Genomic DNA, 22,922 nt, shown 5'->3' on the forward strand with positions numbered 1-22,922 from the left:
CGCTCCAGTTCGCCTGGGGCCATCCGGCTATAGGGATTTCGAACAATCGCTCTTTCGGGCAAGGAAGGACTTTAGGATTAGGCCTCGAAATCGTAGGATGCCCACATTGATTTGATGACTTTGAGAGCAGTCATGAACGAGCGGAAACCCCAGCCAAACCGGGAACATCACTTTTACGTCTCAATCGCCAAATTCCTGTTCCACCACTCTCAGCATGGCATTGTTACTGTACGCGATCCCATAAGGCTGGCGAATGCGGCACAACGTGGACTGCATCCTATCATGCTCTACGGCGTCACCGTCGCCGGTCTGCCGATCCGCTGGCTGACATTCTCGCCGGTGGACCAGCCTAAATCATTGTGCGGCGTACTGCTGACCGCCTGGAAGAACGCAAAGGGATTGCGCGGCCTACCAGATGTTCTTCGTATGAATCGCTACGTGGCACAGGCAGATCCGGGGCTGGCAGAGGATCTGGCCCAGATCGGCGTCCGCCTTGAGATTGCTGACGCCAAGGATAAGACAGTTCCTGCATCTCTGCGATCAGCCCAAGATGCTTCTGCGTGGCTATTGAAGAAATACGATCCGGCAGACATGTCGCTGGCCGAATCCGTCGAAGCTCTTTGTCACGATGCACGCGAGGACCACGACTGGAGAGCGGATCGCCGGCCTCTTAGGCTCAGCAATCGAAAGCTGGAGGACAGCATCCATCAATGGCTGGACTTGCCTATGCGCGAACCAACGTCTGTTCTCCTCGAAGACCGGGGCTGGCAAGCAGGTCTATGGTTGTCATCCTGGGAGACATCGCTCCCGCCGGATCAGCCCCGTTATTTTCATCATGACGGTATGAGCCGCAGAACGTGGTTGCTTCTAGGAGAGGACCCGTCAGAGGATACCGATGATGATGATGACGAATTCCCGACCTACGAAGAACACGACAATACGCCTGAAATCGCCAAGCATCTGGTAGCTTGCTGGCCCAATCCGCCGAAAGACATCGCGGCCGCGGCCGGAATCACCCTACGTCAGCTTCGTTGGTTTACCACGGAACGGGCCAGCCTCGACGGATCCGCCCGATACGACCTGACACGCCTCCTGGGTATCGAGTACGACGAGCGCATGGGCGGTTACACGCCTGCAGGACCTTATGTTCTGATCGCCAGGAAAGCCCAGGCGATCGAAGCGATCTATCAGGAGATTTCCGGGGGCGGTGATGCCTGTCCCTGCGAACTCGTTCCGGCGCAGGGACAGGCCGACCCCAGTTGGAGGTACGTCTTGATCAGTGCACATAGCACACCGCCGACCATTGTCATGGCGCCTCGCGGCGAGGCGATCACGGAACGCCTTCCAGACCTGCTGATGAACTACGAGGGTATCCGGTCGGTTTCGCCAGCCTTTTATCGCGACGTGGTCACCACCTGCGCCCGGGCTTGTCAAACGCCCCAGGCCAATGTCCGTGAGATGGCGGCATTCGCGAGACGATATGAGCAGCATTGGATCGATTGTGCATGGCTTCCAGGCTGAACTTTCTGGTAGCAACGAAAATCTGATGTCTGATCGTGTTCGAACGTACCGGCCTGGTTTCTTTGCGCGCCTTATTCCCCAAGGGAAATGGAAGGTGACGTTACGCCCATCGTTGCCGGCGACCATACAAATTAAACTGAACGGCGCTGACACTCTCTCTTGCCTGGACATTCTAGCCATTTCCGTCGGCAAGTCGCTGCTCTGGCATTCGGTCGAAGTCCGGTCGCGCAATCAGATCTATACCCTGCCCTGTCTTGGAGAAGAGGCCGCAACCAGACTGGCGGCCGATCTTTACAGTTTCATCAACAGCCATCTTTTCGAACTGATCTGCTCCGACCCCGAGCGTCTGACCGAAGTGGATCAAAAATTGTTGGCCATCGTGGAGGGCCAACGCCAATATCTCGCACATGCCGATCTGGCGCGGGCTATTGCCAGTGTGGATAGCGAAGCCGCAGCAGCGCTCTCGCACCCTCTGTTCGATCCGGAATTGATGCCGGCCGCCTTGAAAGGGGCGCTTCCGCGATCGCTCTCCTTCATTACCGATCCGGACGTGCGCACCAGATACAACGACACGTTCGTTTCCAGCGAACTGTCGAGATACAGATCCTTCTTCGACGACCTGGACGGCCGGTCGTTGTCCGAACAGCAACGCGAGGCTTGCATACGATTGGAGGACAACAATCTTCTCGTTGCATCGGCCGGCTCGGGCAAGTCCGCCACCACGGTCGGCAAGGTCGCCTATGTCCTCGACAAGCAGCTCTACCGCCCTGAAGAGATTCTCGTGCTCGCTTTCAACAAGAGCGCAGCCGACGAGCTGAAGGAACGGATAGCCCGGCAGCTTGCAGTCGACACCGCAAATCTCCAATGCAAAGTGACCACGTTTCATGCGCTCGGTCGCGGCATTATCGAAGAGGTCGAAGGCCGCCCACCCCAGTTGGCAGACTGGGTGGAACATCCTGCGGGCGAAGCCAGGATCATCGAACAGATCATTGACGAGTTGCTGCGGTCGGACGTGGAATTTGCCAGACTCTGGATCAATCTCCTTCTCCTTCATCCCAAGGCCGATATTCCGGCGGAGGTGTTCGATACCAGATCCGACTACGATCGCTACCTCTCTGCGCGTCGACGCAATGGCAATGCGACCATCTGCACGATGGCCGGCGTGTATGTGAAATCGCTGCAGGAACAGACAATCGTGAACTGGCTCTGGCTGAACTCCGTCGAGTTCGAGTATGAGCGCCAGATCCCAATCGAAGAAGAGAACGGCGAGATCCGGCAGGTTCATCCGGACTTCCATTACCCTGCCAGCAACACCATCCATGAGCATCTGGCCATCAATGCTGACGGTTCCTCCCCGTTCGAAAACTACGTCGCCCATGCCGAACACAAGATGGCCGGCTACCGCAAGGCCGGGATGGACGTGTTCCAGACGACGTCGGCACAAGCGCGCGATGGATCGCTGATTCCAGTCCTTGAAGCCGAGATCACAAAACGAGGCATTCCGTGCGAGCAAAAGAGCTACACGGCAATCGTCAAGGCTCTCGAGCCAGTCGTCATCAAGCACTATCACAAGCTGATTGCGGTTTGTATCAAGCACATCCGCGCCAGCCATCTGACCCTCGACATGCTGCTCGAGCGTGCCAAATCGCTCCATGACCGGACTCGTGCCAGGGAATTTGCGCAGGCGATCTGGAAAATCACGGAATCCTATTCCCGGAAGCTGGAAGAAACCAACCGCATCGATTTCGACTCGATGATCGCCAACGCCACACGTCTCGTGGAGACGGGGACGTATCGGAGCCCCTACTCCCTGATCCTCGTCGATGAGTTCCAGGATATCTCGGAGCCGCGCGCGAACCTGATCAAGGCGCTGAAACATCAAAAACCGTTCACCAAGATCTTTGCCGTCGGCGACGACTGGCAGTCGATCTATCGCTTTGCCGGATCGGACATCACCATCTTCACGCAGTTCGAGGCGAATTTTGGCGCAAGCTGGCAAGGCCGTCTGGAGCAGACGTACCGTTGTAATCAGCTGATCGCCGAGACCGCCGCCGGCTTCGTGCAGAGAAATTCCGCGCAGCTAAAGAAGTCGGTGCGGTCGACACGGCCGGCCATTCCACGATCGATCCGGGTCATTCCGATCAGCGGTGAAGGGAGCAGGCCGGATTTTGGCAAGGCGTGTCATCAGTTATTGCAGCGGCTCAATTCGTTCCTGGGCGGGATTTCGGGGCAATGGCGGAGCGGTGGACGCGAAAAGCTCAAGGTGATGGTGCTGTGGCGCTATAATCAGCTCGATCCGTTCAGACGTGCTCCGCCAAAATTCGAGCATATCGAGGTTTCGGGGACGTCGTTCCATCGCGCCAAGGGGCTTGAGGCCGACTACACGATCCTGCTCGATGTCAGCGAAGGCGACTACGGAGTGCCGAGCCGGATTGAGGACGATGAATTGCTCAATCTCGTCATGCCCCAGCCTGAAACCTTCGAGTTTGCCGAAGAGCGTCGCCTTTTCTATGTCGCATTGACTCGCGCGAGCCGCGGCGTGTTCTTGCTTACGAATAGCCGCCAGCCTTCCAGATATATCCGGGAACTCTCGGAGATCGCCGTCGAAAACCTGCGTTTCGAAACCATTGATGGTGACGCGCTACCTCAATGTCCGGCATGCCGCGTGGGTCATCTGGTGGAGCGGAAGGGTCGTAACAACAGCCGGTTTCTGGGATGCAATCAGTATCCAGATTGTGACCACACGCGGTTGCGTGCATAAAAGCTGAAATGTCAAACTTGCCAGAAAATCTACTCTTACACACCGGCGTTTACAGGCCGCACTCGACCTGCTGCTGTTTCTCATCCTATAGTTCCGTAGTCTCGGACTGGGGCCTGATCGCCTCCATCTCAGCTATCTTCTGAAACTCCCCGAGATATTCCTGGCGGTGATGCGCAAGCCAGCGGCTGATCCGACCGTTCGCAAGCAGCTTGGCGACATATCCGCGCGCTACGGTGAGGTGCAGGTTATCGATGCCATAGGTTTCTTCGACGCTTTTCACTTGCGTCTGAAGCGCGGCTAGTTCCCGTTCCATACGGGCAATCTGTTGGCCTGATGGTGTACCTGCAGCCGCGCCCGTCACCTTTTTGGCCGTTACCAGTTGGCTGTCAGGCGTGGCAGCGCGGATCGCTCGAGCGAACATGACGGTAAAATTGTGCTGACCTATCATCAGATCTGCCGCCTCGATCTGGCGAACGGCGGACATTTGCCGCAAAACATCGAACACCTTCATTGAGCAGGGCGTATCCTTCAGCATCTCGGCCGCTTCGGGACTGATGCCTTCCAGCAGTCGAAAGCGGCGAATGACGGACTCCACCTGAAGGCCCAACGCGTCGGCTATGTCAGCAGAGGAAACGCCGCGCTCGATGGCGCGCGCTATCATCCTATGCTCTTGGATCGGCGCCAGCCGGTTGACCCGCTTGTTATAGGTATAGGTGTCGTCGTCGGTGGCGATCAAGCACTCGACCTCCGTAATGCCGAGTTGCTTAAGTGCTTCCAGCCGTAGATGTCCATCGAGCAGAAACCAGGTCCCAGCATTCTGGGTATTCGCGATGACGACCGGCGCCTCGACCAACCCGATCGCCTTGATTGAGCTTAGAACCTGCGCGAACTTCCTGCTTTCCCGAGCGCCGTCCGGGAGCGATTTAAGCGGAACGATCGCGGAAATGGGAATGGCTCTTATGTCACGATCGAAAGCGAGGTGAATTCGCCCATCCCCATTGCCACCGTTTTCCCGCCCATCATTCATCGCGTCCTCCTGAGATCCGCGCGACGAGCGCCCGTGGCATGGTCGCCAGTCCCTCGGCCCGCAGTAAATTAAGGAACCCTTCGTCTGCGAGCAGGTCTTTCAATGCCTCAACGATAAACAGAAGCCGTGTCTGTGTGAAATCCGACTTCTTGACCAGCAGTCGCTGCTTTTCTGCTTCGCGTTGATAGACCTGCATCAGGTCATGTGCCGTCATCCGGCGTCCGCTGCCCTTTCGTCCAAGGCGTCCTGCCGGCAAACCCTTGCCCTGCGCACGCATGCGTATATCGAGCATCCGCCTGACAGCGGCGAGTTTCTTCCCCCGCAGCTGACCGGCCTCGTATGCGTCGAGGAGCAGGTTCTGCGCCTCCTCCGTTTCCGCCCGAGAGATCTCCATGGCAAGCGTGATCGGGATGAGGCCTGTCTCCACAGCGGCGACGAGCCGTTCCTCGCCTCGTTCGAGAAGGGACGCGATCATGTTGACCCAGGATGAGCCGACGCCAATCTTCTCGGCAATGGCTGCGTCGGTGTATCCACGTGCCCGCAAGGCGCCGATCTCTCGCATCAAGTCGATCGGCCGCGGCGTGCGTCGCGCGATATTTTCCACGAGACTCATCACAAGGCATTTGTCCTCGGCGGCCTCGATAACAACCGCCGGAATCTCGTTCTGACCAAGCATCTGGAATGCTTCCAAACGCCCCTCGCCGCAAACCAGATCATATCGTGGACCACCGGGGCCATCGTGCCGGCTCACCGTGATGGGACGTTTGAGGCCAATGGCCTCGATGTTATTCACGATGTCGCGGTGCTGGCGCTTGTTACGGGCTCGTGGGTTCAGGACCGTAATTCGAGAAATCGGGATCATCTCGATCCGGTTCGGACGAAGGGCAGACATCACGCGGCCTCCGGCAGGGGAACGGGTGTTGCGATTTGATAGAGAAGCTCGAGATCGTCGAAACGATAAGCATCGAGATGAAGGGCGTTGTCTTCCGACAGCCGCAACTTCTCGGAAAAAACGTCGATCCGCGGGAACAGATAATAGTCGAAGGGCGCCCGGTTGCCAGCATCCATGCGCACCACAACCGTGATGTCGGGACCAAGAGACGTATCAAAGCGGAGCTTCCAGCGCAAAAGCCCTGTCGACGTCTGAAGGCAACGGGCAATGACCACCGATAGCGTGAATTCCTGATTGACGATTACCCGATCGGTTTGCAGATCCTGCAGGGCATCGCTGCCGGTGGCCCGCAATCTTTCCAGAACTTCACGGACCACATCGGGATGGAGCTTGCGGAGCTCCCGGTTGGTTTCGACATAACGGTAGTCCCGATCGGGGGTGAAACCGACGAGGCGATAGGCTCTGAGCAGGCTTCCGAAGCGCGCACTATACGCGCTGCTGGAGGGCATGCCGTCACATTCATCAATGACAATGCCCGAGAGCAATCCCTTTTGCCGGAAGAGGTCTCGCAAGGACTGCAACATCTCTTCATCGCTCAGGCGGAACGAGCGCGCATTGATGATTGTTCTTGCCGCCTCGAAAAGCTCGCGTGCGACGACAGGCTCGAAAGCTCCCTCCGCCCTGATCCACATGTCGGGATCGTTCCGGACACGCTTTTTCTTCAGCTTGAACGAGCGGCGGTTCCAGACATTGTCGCCGGCATATTTCTCGTTGATCAAGACCTGGTGGACAGTTCCTCTGGTCCATAAGCGGCCAAGGTCAGTCAGGACACCTCGTGCATTGAGATCTACTGCAATCTGGCTCTCAGTCTTTCCGTGGTGGACAAAGGCCCGGTAGACCTCGCGAACCAGGTTTACTTCCTCGACCGGGCCGGGTGTCAGAATGACGCGATCGGTCTGAATGCTCTTGTGCTCGCCGCGCTGCAGGACCCCTTTGACAGCACCGTGTTCATCAATGAGGGTACGTCGCAGACCGAAGCCAGCAGGCCCGCCCTGGCGAAAACCCTTTTCGATTAACCGTCCCTGTCCAGCGAATACCTTTGTCGATAGCTCGCGGCTGTATTCGCCGGCCATCGCCCGTTTCACACCCTTGACGATCGTCGACACCGGGCTGCCGTCGTTTTCGAACTGCTCGGCGCAATACTGGACCGCTATGCCGGCACGCCGGCAAATATATTCGTAATAGGCGCTTTCGTCAGCGTCCTGGAACCGTCCCCATCGGCTGACGTCGTAGACAAGGACGATGGTGAAGTCCGTATCTCCAGCCTGCACGTCCTCGATCAGTTGGCGGAGCGCGTCACGCCCCTCGATCTTTAGGCCACTCTTTCCTGCATCGGCATAGGTTCTGATGATTTCGATTCCACGAGCTTCGGCATACTGGCGGATCGCGTCGGCTTGGTTTTCCGTCGAATATTTCTGATGATCGGTCGACATGCGGACGTATTCGGCAGCGCGAACAGGACGCGCCGGCTGCGCTGACGATAGTTCTCTGTCGTAGGTCTCCCGGTTCGCCACGCTTCGCCCTTTCCTCGTTCCTGCCGGATCGGTCCGGGCAACTGACCGCCCCAGCGCACGACAACATCTCTGCCGCCTCCCGCGATATTGCAAGTCTAGCTGACGAAGGAGCGGAAGATGTTGCCGAAAACGGGCAGGAAGCTGCCGGTGTGGAAGGGGGTTTTGGGCGGCCGCGACATGTTGGCCCGGACTATCGCCGATCTGCTGCGCAAGGAGCATGGCGACACCCATCGGGCGATCAAGCAAATGATGAACCAGACAAACGCGAGCGAGCGGACGGTCAAGCACTGGCTGTCGGCACAACATGCTCCGGACACATTGTTTTTCTTACGACTTATGGTCTCCTCCCCCGTCATCCGCGCATTTGTTCTGGGGCTGATCGAGGGCCCGGCTTCCAATCCATTGTCGTCGGCAAGTGATCGTCCTGTCCGTGCCGCTGCGCGGGAAGCCTATGCTGCCGGAGAAGCGGCCTTCAGCGCGCTCACAAAGGATGTACGGGAAAGTGACCCTGAAAATGGCCCTGATCGTGACCCTAAACATGACACTGAACCCGTGGATCTCAATGAACGTCAGCACTGGTTTCTTGAGCGTATCGTTGACGGCGACCGCTATGGCGCAAAGGAGATCATGGCCATCTGGGAGGTCAGCCTGAAAACCGCGCGACGGGATATACGCGGGCTCCAACTCGCCGGGCTACTGGTATATTCCGGCTCACGTCGAAAGGGTAGATATCGTCCTGTCCGTTAAAGAGACATTCACGCTCGATGTACCGAGAGGGGGGAAGGTCTTGAACGGATTCGCACTGACAATCCCGCAATTGCAGACAGCCATACAGCCCTCAACGCACGGGTGGCGACCTCTGTGACCATGGAGAGAACGTGCGGCCCGCCGAACGACGCGAAAGCAGAGCGCGTCCGGCTCTGGGTTTCAGGCATGCCGCGATCCTTCGGAAATGCCTTTCGGTCCGCGAGCATGCCCGACTACTCTGCCGCTTCGGCCTGCATTTCCCGCGGCTTCTCGAGCACTTCCTTCTTCTTCCGTTTCTTCTTCCGGCCCTCGGCGGCAACAGCTTGGTCCGCGATGAAAATGACGCTAGCCGGCACATCCATGAGCTGCAGCGCCTTCATCCCGCGCATCAGGCTGATACGGGAGAACAGCGGCAGGTTCAGGGACCTGCCGGCAGGGTCCTTCCGGGTGACGATGCCAAAGACGATGCGGTACTTGCGTTCCCGTACAAGGACAACAAGTGCATCTGGATCGCCCCCCGCCATCAGGTCGCGGACCAGCGCCTCCAGCTTGTCGACCGCCTGCGGCTCCAGCCGCATCAATTCGACAGCGTTCACGCCCTGATTGAATAGATGACTCAGCTGCGCCGAGAGAGTCGACACCTTCACGTGGTAGAAAGTGGCGACGCCATCGCGCACCGCCAGCAGGTCGCACGGCTCCACCGCGCTCTGCCCATCCGGGCTGATATTCTGCGTATCAAGGCATGCGATGGCGGCATCGCCGGCAGCAACCGCTGCATTGTATTCGCCTTCGCTGGCATGAGCGTAAGCCGGCAGGTCGCTGGCGGCGAACAGCGGGTCGAGGTAGGCGCTGAGGCGCGCGATGTAGGCGTTCTCGATGCGGTACCAGTTGCCTTCGCAGAGATGAAAGGTTTCGCCCTCGGCGTCGTCGAGCGCCGTGTCGAAGACAAGGCTTTTGTAAATGCTGTAGCGGTCGCGGCTGTTTCCGTCCTCGTCCGTCAGGACAAGCACGTGCCGCCGCAAATCCTCGATGCCCATCGCGTTGAGATCGACCTCGTGCGCATTGAGATAGGCGAAGTACCGCCCGATATAAACATCGTCATAGACAAGGCCGCGCCCCGCGCCGGCAAAGGTGACGTAGAGATTGTCGCTGTAATTGATCATTTCCGGGACCGTGATGTTCAGGTCGGGATCACGCGCGCGGAAGGCGGTAAGGACGCGGTTGTCGAGCGCCTCGATCTGCGCCGGGTCACGCACCGGCACGATGTTCTGGATTTCAGGGAACGCCGCCCTGTAGGCATCGCTTTGGTACAGAGCCAGCAGTTTCTCGCAAAGCTCCGGCAGCTCACCCGCCTCTACATCCGTGCTAATGCGCAAATTGCTCGCGCCCGTGGCGTGCCGGAACAGGGCCTTGTGCTCGTCGCGCACCTTGCCGGTGAGGCTGCGCAGGATCGTGCTGTCGCGGTCAAAATCGAACAGCGTCAGCTCGGATTCGATGGGGAGCTGCGTCCTCTGGCGCTTGGCCGCGCCGGGATCGAGCGTATCGGTGCTTTTGAGCTTGCGCGGGTCGAGACTGTTGAGCGTGACCCGCAGCCCGAAATCGTATTCATAGCTGGAATCGAGCAGGTTGTGAGCGACATGTCCGAAGGACAGCGCAAAACACCTGTTGCCGACCGGCATGAAAATGAGTGCGCCTTTCGTAACCTGCGTCAGCTCCTTCTCAATATTGAAGTACCCCTTCCACCAGGGCGCACGCGGTGCGCTGTCCAATATAAAAAGAGACGCATTCTCCGGCAGCCCCTGCGCGCCGACATCATCGTCGAGCACATGGTCCTCCCGCAGCGCGTTCGTTGCGTCGTAGCCTTCCTTTAGAAGGTAGATCGAAAATCCCCTGCTTTTCGCCATACTGCCCCCCGGCATCCGCGAAGTAAGTATTTTTTGCTTATTCAGAGATAAGTCGCATAGCATTGTCAACAAAATACGCCGGTATAGTGTTCCGGCCACAGGCGCGACGGCAACAATAAGCAAATAAAAAGCGGCGAGCGCTGCGATGGTCTGCGAGTCGCGGTTTGCAGTCTCCTGCCTTACGCGGGGTTTCGGGTAACGCAGCTTGCCCTCAACCCGTCGAGGCGAACGTCGACGGGCGGCATACGCCGAACCTGACAATTCAGTCTCTGCGGGGGCAAATTGCGGATAAATGGTCGAGGCAGCTTGCATCCCTGCGGCCAGGGACGCAATAAAGCTTGCGACAGCACTCGGCCAAGCTGTAGCCTTTCCGAGCTGTTGCCAGGCTAAAAGCTGCCAGACCAAAGAATTGCGCGTTGATCTGCGCCCAGTTCTTTGACAAGCCCTTTGTTGCGCGATGGCATGTCGAAACCGGGTGAAGTATTTTGCGCATGAACGAGGCCGATACCTGCAGGAAGTTCGTGGTCCCAAAGCTGCAGGCAGCAGGCTGGGAAAATCGCCCGCACGCCATTAACGAGCAGAGAACCTTCACTGACGGCCGGGTAGTATTCATCGGTGGAAAGGCTCGTCGCGGTAAGCAGAAGCGCTCTGACTATCTGCTTCGGTACAACCCAGACTTCCCGATCGCAGTCGTTGAGGCGAAGTCCCGGTACAGACATGCTGCGGAGGGACTTCAGCAAGCCAAGGAGTATGCCGAGATCCTTGGGCTACAGTTCGCATATTCGACCAATGGCGTTGAGATTGTCGAATTTGATTATACGACCGGTGTCGAGCAAACTATTGGGGATTTCCCGGCGCCAGATGACCTCTGGACTCGGATCCGCCGCGCCGAGGGTATCGTCGACGACCAAGTGGCCGAACGGCTGCTGACGCCAACATTTCCAGATCGGGCCAAGCCGCTTCGCTACTATCAGGAGATCGCCGTGAACCGCGCCGTTCAGGCGGCTCTTCAGGGCAGGAAGCGAGCACTTCTCACCCTGTGCACCGGAGCGGGCAAGACCGCCGTTGCCTTCCAGATCTGCTGGAAGCTCTGGTCGGCGCGCTGGAACTCCAAAGGGGTGAATAGAAACCCGAAGATCCTGTTTCTTGCTGATCGCAACGTCTTGGTCGACGATCCGATGGCCAAGGATTTCAGCCCCTTTGACGACGCCCGTCACAAGATCGCTGGGGGCATGGCGGTCAAGAGCCGCGACATCTATTTCGCGACTTACCAATCCATCGCGCGCGACGAGAACCGTCCCGGACTGTACCGCGAGTATGCACGCGACTTCTTCGATCTCATCATCATTGACGAATGCCATCGTGGTAGTGCGCGGGATGACAGCAACTGGCGGGAAATCCTTGAGTGGTTCGAGCCTGCGACCCAGATCGGGATGACGGCGACGCCGCGCCGAGAGGATAACGTCGACACCTACAACTACTTCGGCGATCCGCTTTACGAGTACAGCTTGGCGCAGGGCATCACTGACGGCTTTCTTGCGCCTTATCGCGTTCACCGCGTCATCTCGGACTACGACGCTGCCGGCTGGCGCCCCACGCGAGGTGAGCTTGATCGCTACGGACGTGAGATCCCCGACGCCGAATACTCTACGCGGGACTTCGAGCGGGTTGTAGCGCTACGTGCACGGACGCAGGCCATTGCGAAACACCTCGCGGGGTTCATGGCCGAGACTGACCGTTTCGCCAAAACCATCGTCTTCTGCGTCGACCAGGAACACGCACTCGAAATGCGGCAGGCGCTCGCTGCTCTGAACACCGATCTCGTCAAGGATCATCCTGACTACGTTTGCCGTGTGACGTCCGATGAGGGCGATGTGGGGAGCGCACATCGGGCGAAGTTCCAGGATGTCGAGACCCAGACGCCGGTCATCCTCACCACTTCGCAGCTTCTCACCACTGGTGTGGACGCCCCGACTTGCAAGAACGTCGTGCTCGCGCGGATCGTAGGTTCCATGCCGGAGTTCAAGCAGATCGTCGGACGGGGCACTCGCCTCAGGCCTGACTACGGCAAGCTCGCCTTCAACATCATCGACTATACCGGAACGGCAACGCGCATGTTCGCCGATCCTACCTTTGACGGCGATCCTGTCCGTGAGGACGAAGAGGTCATCAATGCGGACGGCGATGTCGTCGATGAGCGCGAGATCGAGGAGGGGACGCCGGATCCCGACGATTTTCCTGATGTGCCCGATATGCCGGACGGCCCCATCGATCTGGGCGACGAGGCCGAGAACGGCCCCCGCAAATTCTATGTCGACGGCGGCGAGGTCGCGATCGTTCGGCACCTCGTCTACGAGCTCGATGCCGACGGACGACAGCTCGCCTGCCGCCAGCTCACCGACTACACCGGGGACAAGGTCCGCACACTCTATCCCAATGCGTCCGAACTGCGCATGGATTGGCTCGACCCCGAGCGCCGGGCGGAAATCGTCGAACGGCTGGAGGAAAAGGGCATCGAGCTTGACTCGCTTGCTGATGCGGTCGGAAAGCCGGAGGCTGACCCGTTCGATCTCCTTTGCCATCTCGCCTACAACGCGCCGCTGCGCACTCGGCGCGAACGCGCTGACCGTCTACTGAGGGAACAGGACGAGTTTTTGGCCCGCTTCGGGCAGGATGCCCGCGAAGTCCTGGATGCCGTGCTTGAGAAATATGCCGAACATGGCAGTGCCCAGTTCAAGCTGCCCGACATCCTCGAAGTGCCCCCGTTCAACGAATGGGGAAACGTAATCGAAATCGCCGCCCGCTTCGGCGGGGGCAAGGAGCTGCGCAGCGCCGTCACCGAGCTGCAGCGCCTGCTCTACACCGCATGAATTGAAGGAGCTCTAGATTGGCAACAACCGCCCGCAAGAAGGCTGCGCCGAAGCAACTGACCACTGCCCAGCGTCTCGACAGCATCATCAAGTCCGCGCGCAAGATCATGCGGAAGGACAAGGGGTTAAACGGCGATCTCGATCGCTTGCCGATGCTCACCTGGATTATGTTCTTGAAGTTTCTCGACGACATGGAGCGGATCGAAGAGGAAAGGGCGGAACTCGCAGGCAAGGAATATCGCTCGATCATCGAGGCCCCTTATCGCTGGCGCGATTGGGCGGCGGATGCCGATGGCATCACCGGTCCCGACCTCCTGTCGTTTCTCGTTTCCGAGATGACAGAGCGTCCGGACGGCACCCGCGGCCCAGGTCTTTTCGCCTATCTTCGGGCCTTGCGCGGCGACAATGGACGGCGTGAGCGGCGCGACGTGATCGCGACCGTCTTCCAGGGCTTCGCCAACCGGATGGAGAGCGGTTACCTGCTGCGCGACGTCGTCAACCTGATCGACGGCATCCATTTTGATTCATCGGAAGAAGTTCACACCCTCGGCCGCCTTTACGAGACGCTGCTGCGCGAGATGCGTGACGCTGCGGGGGACTCGGGCGAGTTCTACACGCCCCGGCCGGTTGTCCGGTTCATGGTCGAAGTGACGGATCCCAAGCTGGGCGAGACCATCCTCGACCCGGCATGCGGCACCGGGGGATTTCTGACCGAGTCGTTTCTGCATCTCGAACGCCAGGCCGATACGGTGGAGAAACGCCGCGTACTCCAGGAGGAAAGCCTCCGTGGCGGCGAGGCCAAATCGCTGCCGTTTCTGCTGTCCCAGCTCAACCTTCTGCTGCACGGCCTGCACGCCCCCCACATCGACCCCGGCAATGCCCTTCGCTTCCGTCTGGCTGAGATCGGTGAAGATCAGCGGGTCAACGTCATTCTGACCAACCCGCCCTTCGGCGGCGAGGAGGAGGCAGGCATCCTCAACAATTTCCCCGAGGACCGGCGCACGTCCGAGACGGCGTTGCTGTTCCTGCAACTTATCATGCGGCGGCTGAAGCGCGCCGGACGCGGGCGGGCCGCGGTTGTCGTTCCGCACGGCACGCTTTTCGGTGATGGAATCTCGGCGCGGATCAAGGCGGACCTGCTCGAGAAGTTCAACCTTCACACGGTGGTACGGCTGCGTGAAGGTGTGTTCGCGCCCTACACGGACATTCCGGCAAACCTGATCTTCTTCGACACGACGGGACCGACGAAGGACATCTGGTATTATGAGATGCCGATGCCGGAAGGCCGCAAGAAGTACTCGAAAACCGCGCCGATGGCCTATGAGGAGTTTGCGGACTGTCTGGCTTGGTGGAAGAAGCGCGAGCCAAACGAGCGCGCTTGGAAGGTCTCTGCTGTTGACCTGATCCAGCGCGACGCGCAGGACCGCGTTGTCGCCTGCAACCTGGACATCAAGAACCCGCATTCCAGCGAGGTGGCCGATCACCGCGCGCCGACCGAGATCGTGGACGCAATCATCGCACAGGAACACCGTATCCTCGGCATCATGGACGAGATCAAGGCCGTGCTGGCGGAGCGAGTTTGATGCAGTCGCCGACCGTCCCTCTGTCTGAAATCTTGGTGCTTGCCGTCGACCCCTGTCCGGTGGAACCGGAAGCATCTTATCCAATCATGGGTGTCTACGGCTTCGCGCGAGGCCCGATTGTCCGGCAAGTAGTACGCGGCTCCGAAATCAGCGCCTCAACCCTCTATAGAGTGAAGAAGGGCCAGCTTGTTTACAGCAGGCTGAAAGCATTCGAGGGAGCCTATACCGTAGTTCCGCCGGAGTTAGATGGCTATTTCACTTCCAACGAGTTCCCAACATTTGATGTTCATCCGGATCGCGCTGACCATCGGTACCTAGAATGGCTATTTCGACAGCCCGACGTTTGGCGTGAGATCGCCATCGGCAGCAAGGGGATCGGTGCACGTCGTGAGCGAGTTCACCCCAAGCAGGTTCTCAGTTACAGGATCGACCTTCCGTCCCTCGATGAACAGCGCCGCATCGTCCAGCAGCTCGACAGGGTCGCGGCATTGGTGGACGAACGTCGCCGGGCCATCGAGGCGGCAGAGCGTGAAACACAGGCGCTGCTGCTTAAAGCCTTCCAACGCGCCATCGATGGCGCCCCCCTGCGGCCGATGTCCGAAGTCGCCCCCTTGGTGCGCAGGCCGGTCGAGATCGATCTTGATGCCGCCTATCCTGAACTCGGCGTCCGTTCGTTCGGCCGAGGCACGTTCCACAAACCTGATCTGCCCGGCGCAGAGGTCGGCAACAAGAAGCTGTTCCGCATCTGCGCTGGCGACCTCCTGTTCAACATCGTCTTCGCCTGGGAAGGCGCTGTGGCAGTCGCCCAGCCCGAAGATGAGGGCCGCGTTGGATCGCACCGCTTCCTGTCATGCGTGCCCACGCCCGAGACGGCGACTGTGGAGTTCCTGCGGTTTTACTTCTCAACGCCCGAAGGGCTGCAGAAGCTGGGTGAAGCATCCCCCGGCGGCGCCGGACGAAACCGGACGCTGGGATTGAAAAAGCTCGAGAGCCTGCAAGTGCCCGTACCACCAATCGTGCGGCAACACTGGTTTGACCGCCTCCAGGCGAAGGCCCGCAAAGCCCGCGCGATCCGCGCCAGCACTGCGCAGGATATCGCGGCGCTGATCCCGGCCATGCTGCATGAAATCTTCAATGGCCGGGCGAAAGCCGCATGACTGAGAGCCAGGACGAACAGCCCGATCTGCTTTCACACCTTTCGGATATGGATCTCGTCCGCCCTCTGCTGGCCGACATGGCGACCTGACCGGGAAGGTCGGCCGTTTCCGCGTGCTGACCGATCTGCGCGGCCAGATGGAGCGATTCGGCACGATGATCTTCGGTGGCCATGGTCTATCACGCGTGGGTCCCCGCGCGCTCCGACTTTGCGCCGACCGCGCAAACGCTCACGGCTGTTGCAGTTGCTTGCGTTGCCCTGGACCGTCGACCGCGCGCTTTATGCGGCGATCAGGTTGAGCTTTCTGAGATCGTTCAGGATCACCTTACCGACCTTAAGCGTTTCGGCGCTCTCGCCAGCCAGCCACCGTCGAGCCTCCACAACCGTGAGCGCAGAATTGGGATAGATCGTCTCCAGGTGGCGCGAACGTCATGCGAACCATTCTTAAAGTTGATGACCTGCCCCAATGCCATTGCACATATCCGTGGTTTCCCTTGCAGGTTTACAGATCTCACTGCTTGAAGCAGTTCTCGCGATGCCACTGCAGAAAATGCGGGTGTGGCCTCTCGAACGATCGCGATGGCACGATGGCCCGGCCAGTCTTGTTAACTAGACCTCGAATGCTGTCCGGATCGTTGGCTTGCCGTGAGATCATGATGTCAAGGTCATCCGACAAGCTGATCAGGCCGCGGTCGAACATCCAGTGAGCCGTTCCCGACAGCGCAATTCCGTTGGTCAAAATATCAGGTCCGTTCGCCTCCACAGGCCGGATGTGCGCGGCATCCACTTCCGCTCGGCCGCCACCGTTGATGAGCTTCAAGCCCGTGACCGCACAGCGCTTGCAGTAGGCCTGCAAGACCAAGCGGCGAAAAAGTCGATTTCGGACGATCCGGGAAGTGAACTGAGCGACCCGATCACGCTCCTGTTCGAAGGTAAACGGTGCCTGCCCTCCTTCGGCAAAGCCAGACGCTGGTACAACGGTCCCGGGCTCATCCACCCGTGGCAGCTCAGGCTCATGCTCGTCCAAGCCCAATGCGACAATGCGGTTGAAGTCATCCGGAGAAATCGGCCGCACTGCTGATTGTGCTCGTCCGGAGATGCGTCCTTCTTCGTTGAGCACCCCACGTTCGATGACCCCCTCGGTATTGCTGAACGGAACCGGATCGACGAAGTCGAGATAAGTCCCCGGTTCAATGAGCGCGAGGTACATGCCGGGCGCTTTCGGGTCCGGAATGACCTGGCCGACCTTGGCGATCGCAAAATAACCGCGCGTCTCGGCAACTTTTCTCGGTTCGTAGTAGATGATCCAGTCGCCGATGCAGGCCTGGACACGGCCCAAGTACTGGCTCGGGAACTGATATTGTTCAGCCGGGCTATCGTCGTAGATCGAATCTGAGCGGTGAATGAAAACCCCGAATCCCATGATGCCCATATAGCATGTTCTCGAGCCTGCTCGACAGGGTTGTAAGATGCGCCGAGCTGGCACGTTCCGTCGAAAACATCGACCCGGGACACAGTCGACTCCGATCCAGATTCAGCTTTCATTAACCGCATCGCCTTAGCAGGCCACGCCCCGGCATGTGAGCCGGTCCATGTCGTGTGAACTGCATAGGCCAATGAAAAACCAATCTGCTTCTTCAATTCATTTTCAGCGCAAGATTTCCGAGTTCTGCCAGGTGCGCATTGCTCCGGTCGCCTCAAAGCGGGGTCTCGAGAACATCAAGCCGTATCTCATCAGCCTGATCATTTATCGGAAGTTGCCGCCCACGCGGACCGGTCGCATCGATTGGCAGGCAGTCGCGGAGGCGTGCAGCATCGAAGCTGAACTGACGCCGGAACTGAAGAAGAACCTCTTACCGGCTCTGGAGGCAATCACTCGATGGGTAGATAAGGAACGGTCAGAGGAGGATGACCGTCCAACCGCTGAACGCCCAAAGCGAAAGCCAGTGACTGGGGCCGGTCCAGCCGAGGCAACGGCCCATACGGCGCGTTCTATCAACGCAGAGCAGGCAAGAGCGAAGCCGGGAGTTCAACTAAAGCCCATCGAGACGTTTCCGACCCCGCTATTCGACCGGACCGAGGAGCCTGAAGGCTTTCAAGAGGCGCTGATCTACCATATGCGTCGGCACGGCGACAGCTACTGGCATCTGCATCGCGCCGTCGTCGGAAACGATGATGCCTTCGACCATAAGACGCTGCTGAGCTGGACCAAGGGCATCAAGGTACCGCGATCGCTCGACAGTTTCGAAATCCTCTCTCGCATCGAGCGACGATACAGACTGCCCGACGGCTACTTCAAAGCCAAGCTGCCGCACCAGTCGCGCTCGGCATCCGGCCATGACGTCGGAAGTGACATCGGTCCCGCGGAACGGCGGCGGTTGGCCTGGCATCTGCCGGACAACTTCAGCAGTCTGCCCTTCAGCAAACGCGAAGAAATCCTGGAATGGGTACGTCGCGTGATCATTTCGGGTTCAACCGACTACCGCCGTTTCCAAGCTATGGCGACGAAGCAGCGCTATGCCATCCGCTTCCCCGCGATTTCTTACGGCGGCTCTCTGTCACCACGAGCATCAGCGGATGCGCTGCATTCGGAGCATGGCGACGATCATGTGGCGCTTGAAGACCCCGACCTTCTTTCGGGTGTCGTCGACGCCCCACCCCGGCTAGCCATGGAAATGGCCAATCTCATCCGCTTCAAGACGGCGACGCTGACGGCCCTCGGTTTTCAGCGTAACGGAGTCTGGGGAGAAGAAACGGCATCGCAAAAGATCGAGCATCTCGGATTGATGTTCGGTGCATTGGCGGCATCGCCGAATGGCGCCGTCAAGGGCTACGGCGTTCCCCTCAGCCAGTTGACCTTCGGTCTCCTTGTCTTTCCCGGCGTCTGGGACTGGTACCTGCAATGGCGCGAACGCCGGCGCGGCTTCTACACGCAGTGGGAGGAGGACATGCTGAACGTCCTTCTCAATCTGGTGCGCGCCGAAACAGGCTGGCTCTGGCAGCATCCGGAGCTCGTCCGGAACGTGAAACCCATCGCTGGAGTGATCTCCGCGGCTGAAATCGCCGCAGCCGAGCGGAATTGGCATGCGGCCTGCGAAGCTTGTTTCAAGCACGCGTCACATCGCTCGAAGGAGATTCAGCGGGTGATGCGGGTTCATCGCGATCCCTTCGAGCCCATCATGTGCGTGCTCGAGGCGGATAGCCCGCTCGCCGAATATCGCAAGATCACGGATGAAATCCTCAAGCGCATGCCGGACGAGGATCGCTATCCCCGAGCCGCCGCCGAGACGGTCCGATCATTCCTGATGCTGCGGCTCGGCTTGCATCTCGGGCTTCGTCAGAAGAACCTTCGGCAATTGCTTGTCTGCCCACGCGGGCATTTCCCGACATCGGAGCGCCGGCTTGAAGATATGAAGCGCGGCGAAATCCGTTGGAGCGATCGCGACCGCGGCTGGGAGGTCTTGATCCCGTCCAACGCCTTCAAGAATGCCAACTCCTCCTTCTTCGGCTCCAAACCCTTCCGGCTGATCCTGCCGGATCTTCTGGACCTCTACAAATACCTCAACGCCTACATCGACCGCCATCGCGGGGTGCTCCTCGCCGGAGCCGACGATCCCGGCACGCTGTTTGTGAAGACGGTGAAAACGACCAGCAAGGATGCTGCCTATAATCAGACCACCTTCTACGAGGCATGGCGTCTGACAATCCAGCGCTATGCCATCTACAATCCCTATACTGGCCGCGGCGCGATCAAAGGCCTCCTGCCCCATGGGCCGCACAATGTCCGCGACGTGCTCGCCACCCACATCCTGAAACAAACGGGTTCCTACGAGCAGGCAAGCTACGCCATCCAGGATACGCGGAAATGGTCGCCAACCACTACGGGCGTTTCCTGCCGCAGGATAAGGCAGCACTCGCGGCCCGCATTCTCAATCAGGTCTGGGAGGCAGCGTAGCAGCGGCTCGGCGCCGCGGATAGCCAACCTGGTCGGAAATCGAAACTTGCGTCTTGGCCGGCCACGTGCTTGCACGACCTCACGTCAGTCATTCGTCCCGCTCCGCATGCTCGTTGGCTGTCGCGTTTTGTCGTGCTGACTGAGCTACGGAGATCACGGTCCTTCCAGACCCACGCATTTGCTTCGGCAAGCGTGGTGCGTTCGACCATTTCAGTTGAGGAATACGGGGCGCCAGGGACTTTGAAATCGTCATGTTTTGTTCGCTCAAGACGGACTTTCGTTCGGATTCTCAAAGACACCTATGGGAATGACTTTGAGTTTAGGCTATCTTGTCAACCATGAACGGACAAAAGGAAGAAAAATTAAAGTTCCTGCTCGCACGGATACCACCGGGGTTTCTGGTCGACTCGGCGTGGATGACGAAGCACGGCATCAGCCGGAGCTCTACCCACGACTATCTTCGCCGGCATTGGCTCGAGCCTCTCAGTCGTGGCGTATACCGACGACCGCTCTCCCTCACAGGGCACCCGGACGCCGCCCGTGACTGGACGATACCTGTTCTGTCCGCACAGCAGATCATGGGCTATGATCTGCACGTCGGAGGGTTGACCGCCTTGGCTCTCGGCGGCCATGTTCACTACTTGCCCTTGGGCAGCAGGGAAACCGTCTACCTCTATTCGGAAAGACCGCCAAGCTGGCTGACCAAATTGCCGCTGACGGCACGGCTCTTCATACGCAACACGCGGCTCTTCAACGATGCCAGTCTGGGCGTCGATAATACCGACGTCAACCTCAGCGCGGACAGCAATCTGGCGCTCAGCCCTTGGCAATGGCCTCTGAAAGCCTCCAGCGCTGAACGCGCGATCCTCGAAGCGCTTGATGAATTGCCCGACAATGAGAGTTTTCATACCCTCGATACGATATTCGAGAGCCTTGCGAATCTGAGACCGCGGCGCCTGACCGCTTTGCTAAAAAGCTGCCGGAAGGTCCAAGTTAAAAGGCTCTTCTTTGTCTTCGCGGACAAGCACGCTCACGCCTGGCGAAAGCACATCCACCCATCGGAGGTGGACCTTGGCTCTGGCGACCGCGCCTTCTACAAAGGGGGGAAATTGCACCCGATATATCGCATAACGGTGCCACCTGAATTCTTGCCCCAAATACCGGAGGCTGCCGATGGCCCGTGAACAATACGTCTCCCAAGTTCAGCTTCTGGTGCGTTCGCTGCCCTATATCGGAGAGGAAAAGGCCTTTGCACTAAAGGGCGGAACCGCCATCAACCTCTTCTACCGGGACCTGCCACGCCTGTCGGTGGATATCGATCTGACATATCTGCCCGTGAAGCAGCGGGAGGAAAGCCTGAAGGATATCGACGAGACGCTTGATCGGATCGGCGGTAACATCTCGCAGCATCTGCGCGGCGCCAAAGTGAGAAGAATTGCCGGCGGCGGCGGCAACGAAACCCGTCTCGAAGTCAGCCAAAGCGCCACCGTCATCAAAGTCGAAACCTCTCCGGTCGCAAGAGGAACCGTGCATCCTGTCGAGATCCGGACCGTCAGCGAAAAGGTTGAAGACGAGTTCGGTTTCGCCGAAATTCAGGTTCTGTCGTTCGAGGACCTCTTTGCAGGCAAACTGCATGCGGCGGTCGACCGGCAGCATCCGCGGGATTTGTTCGATGTAAAGCTCTTGTATGCAAATGAAGGCTTCACGGACGCTCTGTTCAGAACGTTCTTGATCTACGTTGCGAGCTCGGGCCGGCCGCCGCACGAACTGCTGGCGCCGAGCATCACGGACATCGAATCCACCTTTCGGCAAGAATTTGAAGGGATGACCGTCGAGCCTGTAAATTTGGACGAGCTGTTGGAAGTGCGAAAGCGGCTGCTCACCGACATTCGTGACAAGCTGGATCCTCAAGCGAGAACGTTTCTCCTATCGCTCCACGATTGTGAGCCTGATTTCAACGTTGTCGGACTTCCGCAAGCCGCGAGCCTTCCAGCGGTGAAATGGAAGCTGCTCAACCTGCAAAAACTGAAGGCTCAAAATCCGAGAAAGCACGAACAGCAGCGAGCCGAGATCGAAAGCCTGTTCGAGTGATAGAGTGGTGGCACAAAGGGGAATAATGAACCAGACATATGAACAGATGATACCGCGTCGAGAGCGCGAGCTACTGGAAAAAGCCCTGGATATGGGGTCGGGCTATGTTCTCGATTTCTCAGACCGGACCTTCGATGATTTCTTCTACGAAACCCTGAAAGTAGATCCACAGACGGAGAGCCGCTACTTCAACGGCCGCGGCTCTTCGAAGGCAAAGCGCTTGCGCTCCTTCATCGAACGCGCTCCGGCGTCGATGGTCGCTAAGCTGCTTCGCGAATTATGGGATTATCGGACCGCCGTCCAAGCTCCAAAGCCGTCTTCCGCTGAACAGGAGATCCAGACGAGCTATTTCGCGATCGTTTCTCGCTTCGAGGGTTCGACTCAAGAGATCGACACCGCGGCTTTCGATGCGTTTGAGCCAGGCGAGACACTCGAGGAGCTAATCGCCGCGATCCGTCGCGATCTCAATGCGAACCGGCCACAGGCCGGGCTTGATCGGCTACACACCTATTGCATGAAGCGCTTTGCCGCCTTCGTACGCAAACACGGAGGAGGAGAATGCGGCGAAAACGACCCACTTCATTCGAGGGTCGGCAGGTACGTCAAGTATCTAAGCAAGGACCGAAACCTGACGCAAATGACCGAGCGCGTCATCAAGAGCTCGATCAGCATCTTCGAATCCATGAATGATATCCGCAATGACAAGTCGTTGGCGCACGATAACCCCACGCTTATAGACCAAGACGAAGCCCGCTTTATCTTCGACAGCGTTGCCGCAATCCTTCGCTTTATCAAGGCGATCGACGGCCGCGCCTTCGAAGATTGAACCGCTTGTCACAAT

The 22,922-nt window shown here is 58.7% G+C and carries 15 protein-coding genes; 10 read left to right on the forward strand and 5 right to left on the reverse strand.

Translation table 11 applies throughout. The features are described from left to right. Positions 1-132 precede the first annotated feature (132 nt). Together L0976_RS21365 and L0976_RS21370 are read left to right on the forward strand one after the other, a co-directional pair. Positions 133-1,521, forward strand: a complete 1,389-nt coding sequence (locus L0976_RS21365; protein WP_219511862.1) for a hypothetical protein — start codon at positions 133-135, stop codon at positions 1,519-1,521. Next, positions 1,481-4,282 (forward strand): UvrD-helicase domain-containing protein, encoded by a 2,802-nt coding sequence (locus L0976_RS21370; protein ID WP_255696119.1) that lies wholly within the window; start codon positions 1,481-1,483, stop codon positions 4,280-4,282. Before L0976_RS21365 ends, L0976_RS21370 begins: the two co-directional genes overlap by 41 nt. A gap of 85 nt (positions 4,283-4,367) precedes the next feature. Here L0976_RS21370 and L0976_RS21375 read toward each other — a convergent pair whose 3' ends face one another. From L0976_RS21375 to L0976_RS21385, 3 genes are read right to left on the reverse strand one after another with little or no spacing between them, the layout of a single operon-like run. Then, a complete protein-coding gene (locus tag L0976_RS21375; protein WP_085421470.1) occupies positions 4,368-5,309 on the reverse strand; it encodes a plasmid partitioning protein RepB C-terminal domain-containing protein in 942 nt (313 codons plus the stop codon). After that, positions 5,302-6,201 carry a plasmid partitioning protein RepB C-terminal domain-containing protein gene (locus tag L0976_RS21380; RefSeq protein WP_085421471.1) on the reverse strand — a complete coding sequence of 300 codons (900 nt, stop codon included), beginning with the start codon at positions 6,199-6,201 and terminating at the stop codon, positions 5,302-5,304. Before L0976_RS21380 ends, L0976_RS21375 begins: the two co-directional genes overlap by 8 nt. Beyond that, on the reverse strand, positions 6,201-7,775 hold the full coding sequence (locus tag L0976_RS21385) for a recombinase family protein (RefSeq protein ID WP_257714022.1): 1,575 nt from the start codon (positions 7,773-7,775) through the stop codon (positions 6,201-6,203). The genes L0976_RS21380 and L0976_RS21385 overlap by 1 nt, the downstream gene beginning before the upstream one ends. Positions 7,776-7,892: 117 nt before the next feature. Between L0976_RS21385 and L0976_RS21390 the strand changes: the two genes are divergently transcribed. Then, positions 7,893-8,522 carry a hypothetical protein gene (locus L0976_RS21390; protein WP_085421373.1) on the forward strand — a complete coding sequence of 210 codons (630 nt, stop codon included), beginning with the start codon at positions 7,893-7,895 and terminating at the stop codon, positions 8,520-8,522. Between the two features lie 233 nt (positions 8,523-8,755). On the opposite strand, the gene L0976_RS21395 is transcribed toward L0976_RS21390, so the two are convergent. Further along, positions 8,756-10,738 (reverse strand): TIGR04141 family sporadically distributed protein, encoded by a 1,983-nt coding sequence (locus L0976_RS21395; protein ID WP_085421374.1) that lies wholly within the window; start codon positions 10,736-10,738, stop codon positions 8,756-8,758. Between the two features lie 179 nt (positions 10,739-10,917). Between L0976_RS21395 and hsdR the strand changes: the two genes are divergently transcribed. From hsdR to L0976_RS21410, 3 genes are read left to right on the forward strand one after another with little or no spacing between them, the layout of a single operon-like run. After that, positions 10,918-13,296 carry an EcoAI/FtnUII family type I restriction enzme subunit R gene (gene hsdR / locus L0976_RS21400; RefSeq protein WP_234189197.1) on the forward strand — a complete coding sequence of 793 codons (2,379 nt, stop codon included), beginning with the start codon at positions 10,918-10,920 and terminating at the stop codon, positions 13,294-13,296. A gap of 17 nt (positions 13,297-13,313) precedes the next feature. Beyond that, the gene (locus L0976_RS21405; RefSeq protein ID WP_234189198.1) at positions 13,314-14,879 is read left to right on the forward strand and encodes a class I SAM-dependent DNA methyltransferase; all 1,566 of its coding nucleotides are present in this window, start codon (positions 13,314-13,316) and stop codon (positions 14,877-14,879) included. Further along, entirely contained in the window at positions 14,879-16,036 is a 1,158-nt protein-coding gene (locus L0976_RS21410) for a restriction endonuclease subunit S (protein ID WP_085421376.1), read from the forward strand. The genes L0976_RS21405 and L0976_RS21410 overlap by 1 nt, the downstream gene beginning before the upstream one ends. Before the next feature lie 510 nt (positions 16,037-16,546). Here the strand turns inward: L0976_RS21410 and L0976_RS21415 are convergent. After that, on the reverse strand, positions 16,547-17,458 hold the full coding sequence (locus L0976_RS21415) for an HNH endonuclease (RefSeq protein WP_085421475.1): 912 nt from the start codon (positions 17,456-17,458) through the stop codon (positions 16,547-16,549). 193 nt (positions 17,459-17,651) lie between these two features. On the opposite strand from L0976_RS21415, the gene L0976_RS21420 reads away from it, so the two are divergent. The 4 genes from L0976_RS21420 (at position 17,652) to L0976_RS21435 (ending at position 22,907) form a co-directional block, all read left to right on the forward strand. Then, a complete protein-coding gene (locus L0976_RS21420) occupies positions 17,652-20,129 on the forward strand; it encodes a hypothetical protein (protein WP_370643762.1) in 2,478 nt (825 codons plus the stop codon). 199 nt (positions 20,130-20,328) lie between these two features. Further along, the gene (locus L0976_RS21425; RefSeq protein ID WP_219511866.1) at positions 20,329-21,174 is read left to right on the forward strand and encodes a type IV toxin-antitoxin system AbiEi family antitoxin domain-containing protein; all 846 of its coding nucleotides are present in this window, start codon (positions 20,329-20,331) and stop codon (positions 21,172-21,174) included. Further along, the gene (locus tag L0976_RS21430) at positions 21,164-22,081 is read left to right on the forward strand and encodes a nucleotidyl transferase AbiEii/AbiGii toxin family protein (RefSeq protein ID WP_234189199.1); all 918 of its coding nucleotides are present in this window, start codon (positions 21,164-21,166) and stop codon (positions 22,079-22,081) included. The genes L0976_RS21425 and L0976_RS21430 overlap by 11 nt, the downstream gene beginning before the upstream one ends. A 25-nt stretch (positions 22,082-22,106) precedes the next feature. Further along, positions 22,107-22,907 carry an abortive infection family protein gene (locus L0976_RS21435; RefSeq protein ID WP_234189200.1) on the forward strand — a complete coding sequence of 267 codons (801 nt, stop codon included), beginning with the start codon at positions 22,107-22,109 and terminating at the stop codon, positions 22,905-22,907. Positions 22,908-22,922: the final 15 nt, after the last annotated feature.

This window comes from Shinella sp. NM-101, assembly GCF_021401195.1.
In the GTDB taxonomy this organism is placed as follows: Bacteria; Pseudomonadota; Alphaproteobacteria; order Rhizobiales; family Rhizobiaceae; genus Shinella.

Coding starts and splice junctions, on each gene's coding strand:
- L0976_RS21395 (WP_085421374.1), bottom strand. CDS start 10,738: ATGCAAGCTGCCTCGACCATTTATCCGCAATTTGCCCCCGCAGAGACT.
- hsdR (WP_234189197.1), top strand. CDS start 10,918: ATGAACGAGGCCGATACCTGCAGGAAGTTCGTGGTCCCAAAGCTGCAG.
- L0976_RS21415 (WP_085421475.1), bottom strand. CDS start 17,458: ATGGGATTCGGGGTTTTCATTCACCGCTCAGATTCGATCTACGACGAT.
- L0976_RS21425 (WP_219511866.1), top strand. CDS start 20,329: ATGAACGGACAAAAGGAAGAAAAATTAAAGTTCCTGCTCGCACGGATA.
- L0976_RS21375 (WP_085421470.1), bottom strand. CDS start 5,309: ATGAATGATGGGCGGGAAAACGGTGGCAATGGGGATGGGCGAATTCAC.
- L0976_RS21365 (WP_219511862.1), top strand. CDS start 133: ATGAACGAGCGGAAACCCCAGCCAAACCGGGAACATCACTTTTACGTC.
- L0976_RS21410 (WP_085421376.1), top strand. CDS start 14,879: ATGCAGTCGCCGACCGTCCCTCTGTCTGAAATCTTGGTGCTTGCCGTC.
- L0976_RS21430 (WP_234189199.1), top strand. CDS start 21,164: ATGGCCCGTGAACAATACGTCTCCCAAGTTCAGCTTCTGGTGCGTTCG.
- L0976_RS21435 (WP_234189200.1), top strand. CDS start 22,107: ATGAACCAGACATATGAACAGATGATACCGCGTCGAGAGCGCGAGCTA.
- L0976_RS21370 (WP_255696119.1), top strand. CDS start 1,481: ATGAGCAGCATTGGATCGATTGTGCATGGCTTCCAGGCTGAACTTTCT.
- L0976_RS21380 (WP_085421471.1), bottom strand. CDS start 6,201: ATGTCTGCCCTTCGTCCGAACCGGATCGAGATGATCCCGATTTCTCGA.
- L0976_RS21420 (WP_370643762.1), top strand. CDS start 17,652: ATGAAAAACCAATCTGCTTCTTCAATTCATTTTCAGCGCAAGATTTCC.
- L0976_RS21390 (WP_085421373.1), top strand. CDS start 7,893: ATGTTGCCGAAAACGGGCAGGAAGCTGCCGGTGTGGAAGGGGGTTTTG.